General features: G+C 74.6%; 3 protein-coding genes and 1 pseudogene. 2 read left to right on the top strand and 2 right to left on the bottom strand.

The features are described from left to right. Together AOK18_RS26530 and AOK18_RS26525 are read right to left on the bottom strand one after the other, a co-directional pair. Positions 1 to 301: pseudogene (locus AOK18_RS26530) on the bottom strand (ATP-binding protein); the annotation flags it as partial. Between the two features lie 379 nt (positions 302 to 680). Then, positions 681 to 1,694: a VldE C-terminal domain-containing protein gene (locus AOK18_RS26525; protein ID WP_240503319.1), complete on the bottom strand. Its 1,014-nt coding sequence runs from the start codon at positions 1,692 to 1,694 to the stop codon at positions 681 to 683. Positions 1,695 to 1,775: 81 nt separating this feature from the next. Here AOK18_RS26525 and dapE point away from each other — a divergent pair, with 81 nt between their 5' ends. Beyond that, positions 1,776 to 2,855: a succinyl-diaminopimelate desuccinylase gene (gene dapE / locus AOK18_RS26520; protein WP_055695977.1), complete on the top strand. Its 1,080-nt coding sequence runs from the start codon at positions 1,776 to 1,778 to the stop codon at positions 2,853 to 2,855. A gap of 156 nt (positions 2,856 to 3,011) precedes the next feature. After that, positions 3,012 to 3,770: an LOG family protein gene (locus tag AOK18_RS26515; RefSeq protein ID WP_055572723.1), complete on the top strand. Its 759-nt coding sequence runs from the start codon at positions 3,012 to 3,014 to the stop codon at positions 3,768 to 3,770. Positions 3,771 to 3,973 lie beyond the last annotated feature (203 nt).

Raw genomic sequence — 3,973 nt, 5'->3', positions numbered from 1 at the left:
CGCCGTCCAGGGGGACGGCGCCGGTCGGCAGCGTGTCCTCGGCGGCCCGGGTGGCCGTCGGCGCGGCCTGCCCGAGCGCCCGGCCGCCGTCGCTGCCCGCGGTCTCGGCGACGGCGTGCGCCGCGTCGTCCACGCTGCGGGCCGCGTCGGCCCCGTCCAGGGCGGTCAGGCCGCCGACGTTCGGGGTGGCCGGCAGCTCGGGGGCCGCGGTGGCGGAACCGGCCGCGCCGACCCCGGCGGCCGCCCCGGCGGCGACGAGCAGCGCGGCACGGGCGATCCGGCGGGTCAGGGGGAGGGACATGGTGCTCCTTCGGCGGAGAGAACGGTGGACGTCCGGCCGGACGCAGTGATTACCGCTCGAAGGCCTGGAAGGTTGCGGTGGGGCGGCGTAAAGAATGAGCAAGGCGCCGCGGGGGCGGACCATGCCGAAAAGCGGATGAACGGTGCACGGTGCGGCGGGCTGCCGAATGGTTACGGCGCCCCGGCCCCAAGGGACACGCCGAACCGGGGGCGAGGACGCGCGCACCCGCCTCACCCGTCAACGGCCCGACCTCCAGGGCGACCCCTGGGGGTGGACCGTCGGACAGCCGTACGGGTGGCCGCACGGGCCGCCGCGCGGACCGCCGTACGGACTCCCGCGCGGGCTGCCGTGCGCGCCACGGCGCGGGCCGCCGCGCGGCCTACCGCGCGGTCGTGATCCGGACCGCGTCCGCGCCGCCGCCCGTGCCCGCGGAGTTCTTGCCGTCCTCGCCGTCCTCACCGTCGATCGGCGTCCACCGGCCGCCGCCGTCCCCGGCGGTCCACTCCCGCCCCGCGTACACCACCCGCTCTATGTGCAGCTCGGAGGCGTTGGCCACGGCCCAGTGCGCCAGCTGCCAGCCCTGCGCCCTGGCCTTGCGGCCCGGGTCCGCCCCGGCGGACACCGGCAGCGTCACGGTCCGCCCCTCGGAGTCGGGAGCGGCGCCGGAACCGGAACCGCCGTCCCGGGGAGCGGAGGGCGAGGGGCCCGCCGCGTCGCCGATCTCGGCGCCGGCCGGTTCCAGGACGTCCCGCCCGAAGTCCCGGGCCAGCGCGTCCCGCACCGCGTCCGCTCCCGCCGCGCGGGTCGTCGACGGGCGGCCGTCGCAGGTCAGCGTGGCCTCCGCGGCGCCGGTGAGGGCGGCGGCCAGCAGGGTGGCGTCCGGCTCGTGCTTGGCGTACGCCTGCGGGAAACCGCTGAGCTGCACCCGCTGGGCGGCGACGGTGAGCGGCAGCCGGGTGTACCCAGGCACCTCCGCCAGGCCCTCGTAGAACTTCCCCGCCGAGTACGCCGGGTCCATGATCTCCTCCGGCGTGCCCCAGCCCTGCGAGGGTCGCTGCTGGAACAGGCCGAGCGAGTCGCGGTCGCCGTAGTCGATGTTGCGCAGCGCCGACTCCTGGAGGGCCGTCGCCAGCGCGATCGCCACGGCCCGCTCGGGCATCTCGCGCGCGGTGCCCGCGGCGGTGATCGTCGCCGCGTTCACCGCCTGCTCGGGCGTGAACTCGTACGTGGCCCCGTCGCCCTTGGCGGACACGACCCGGCAGCCCGGTCCGCCCGTGCCACCCGTGTCGTACTGGACCACCAGGTAACCGGCGACACCGAGAAGCACCAGGGAGCCCGCCCCGAAGCGGAGGAGGCGGCCACGGGACTTGGAAGGAAGTGGTGGCTCTGACACGCGTACAAGGTACTGGAGAGTAGGAGCCGTGTGGGCCGGGTGCGGACAGTGGGCCCGGACCAGCGGGTTAGGGTCGTCGGCATGGCCGACACACCGCTTGACCTCACCCTGGACGCGGCACGCCTGACCGCGCGGCTCGTCGACTTCCCCTCCGTCAGCGGCACCGAGAAGCCGCTCGCGGACGCGATCGAATCCGTCCTGCGCACCCTGCCGCACCTCACGGTCGACCGGTACGGCAACAACGTCGTGGCCCGCACGGACCTGGGGCGCGCGGAACGCGTGATCCTCGCCGGACACATCGACACGGTCCCCATCGCGGACAACGTCCCCTCCCGCCTCGACGAGGACGGCGTGCTGTGGGGCTGCGGCACCTGCGACATGAAGGCGGGCGTCGCCGTCCAGCTGCGCATCGCGGCCACCGTCCCCGCCCCCAACCGGGACCTCACCTTCGTCTTCTACGACAACGAGGAGGTCGCCGCGGACCTCAACGGCCTCAAGCACGTCGCCGAACGGCACCCCGACTGGCTGCGGGGCGACTTCGCGGTCCTCCTCGAACCCTCCGACGGCCAGGTCGAGGGCGGCTGCCAGGGCACGCTCCGGGTGCTGCTGAAGACCACCGGCGAGCGCGCCCACTCCGCGCGCGGCTGGATGGGCTCCAACGCGATCCACGCGGCGTCCCCCGTCCTCGCCCGCCTCGCCTCCTACGAGCCGCGCCGCCCGCTGATCGACGGCCTGGAGTACCGCGAGGGCCTGAACGCGGTGGGCATCTCCGGGGGCGTCGCCGGCAACGTCATCCCCGACGAGTGCGTCGTCACCGTCAACTTCCGCTACGCCCCCGACCGCTCCGAGGCCGAGGCCCTCGCCCACGTCCGCGAGGTCTTCGCGGACTGCGGCGTGAGCGAGTTCGTCGTCGACGACCACAGCGGCGCGGCCCTGCCCGGCCTGTCCCACCCGGCCGCGGCCGCCTTCATCGAGGCGGTCGGCGGCGAACCCCGGCCCAAGTACGGCTGGACGGACGTCTCCCGCTTCTCGGCCCTCGGCATCCCGGCGGTCAACTACGGCCCCGGCAACCCGCACCTGGCGCACAAGCGGGACGAACGCGTCGAGACGGCGAAGATCCTCGACGGGGAGGAGCGGCTGCGGTCCTGGCTGACCGCGTGAGCACACCACCCCGGGGAGGCGTTTGGAACGCTGTTCCGCGGACATGCTGACGTCCCCCGGACGTAACCCGCGTGGATCTACGCTGAGCTGGAACGACCTCTCCCCGTGATCTCAGAGATCTTCCGGGCTGGGGAGACCGGAACGGAGGGAGCACACATGGCTACTGGCAATCCCGAGGGCAAGCAGGTCCCGCCGGAGGAGCGGCGGCTGGGCCCGGTGCTCCGCAGGCGGGACCAGGTCCAGACGAGCACCACGGACCAGCGGCTGCTGGACGGACGGACCCCCTCGGACTGGGTGCACACCGACCCCTGGCGGGTGCTGCGCATCCAGTCGGAGTTCATCGAGGGGTTCGGCACCCTCGCCGAGCTGCCCCCCGCCATCAGCGTCTTCGGCTCGGCGCGCACACCGGCGACCTCGCCGGAGTACGACGCCGGCGTCCGGCTGGGCCGGGGCCTGGTCGAGGCGGGCTTCGCCGTCATCACCGGCGGCGGCCCCGGCGCCATGGAGGCGGCCAACCAGGGCGCCTGCGAGGCGGGCGGAGTCTCGGTCGGCCTCGGCATCGAGCTGCCCTTCGAGCAGGGACTCAACCGCTACGTCGACATCGGCCTGAACTTCCGGTACTTCTTCGTCCGCAAGCTGATGTTCGTCAAGTACTCGCAGGGCTTCGTCGTCCTGCCCGGCGGCCTCGGCACCCTCGACGAACTCTTCGAGGCGCTGACCCTGGTCCAGACGCAGAAGATCACCCAGTTCCCCATCGTGCTGTTCGGCACCGAGTACTGGGGCGGGCTGGTCGACTGGCTGCGCGACACGGTCATCGCCCAGGGCAAGGCGGCCGAGAAGGACCTCCTCCTCTTCCACGTCACGGACGACGTGGACGAAGCGGTGGCCCTGGTCTCCAAGGAAGCGGGCCGCTGACCCGACGGGCCCCGGCCCCCCGGACCCCGCCTCCGCTAGCCCGCCGAACCGATCGGTGCGCGGGCCGGGGTGCCTCCGCCCGGCGGGCGGCGCGGGGGCCGGTCCCGGAGGCCCGGGCGGCCCCCGAACCGGCGTGAGGGCGGCACCGCCGCCCCGGGGCGGGGCCCCTACGCCAGCCCGCGCCGGGCCACCGCCGGAGCGCG

Origin of the sequence: Streptomyces prasinopilosus, assembly GCF_001419695.1 — a bacterium.
GTDB classification, from domain to species: domain Bacteria; phylum Actinomycetota; class Actinomycetes; order Streptomycetales; family Streptomycetaceae; genus Streptomyces; species Streptomyces prasinopilosus.
This window is presented reverse-complemented; position numbering and strand designations above follow the sequence as displayed.

Coding starts and splice junctions, on each gene's coding strand:
- dapE (WP_055695977.1), top strand. CDS start 1,776: ATGGCCGACACACCGCTTGACCTCACCCTGGACGCGGCACGCCTGACC.
- AOK18_RS26515 (WP_055572723.1), top strand. CDS start 3,012: ATGGCTACTGGCAATCCCGAGGGCAAGCAGGTCCCGCCGGAGGAGCGG.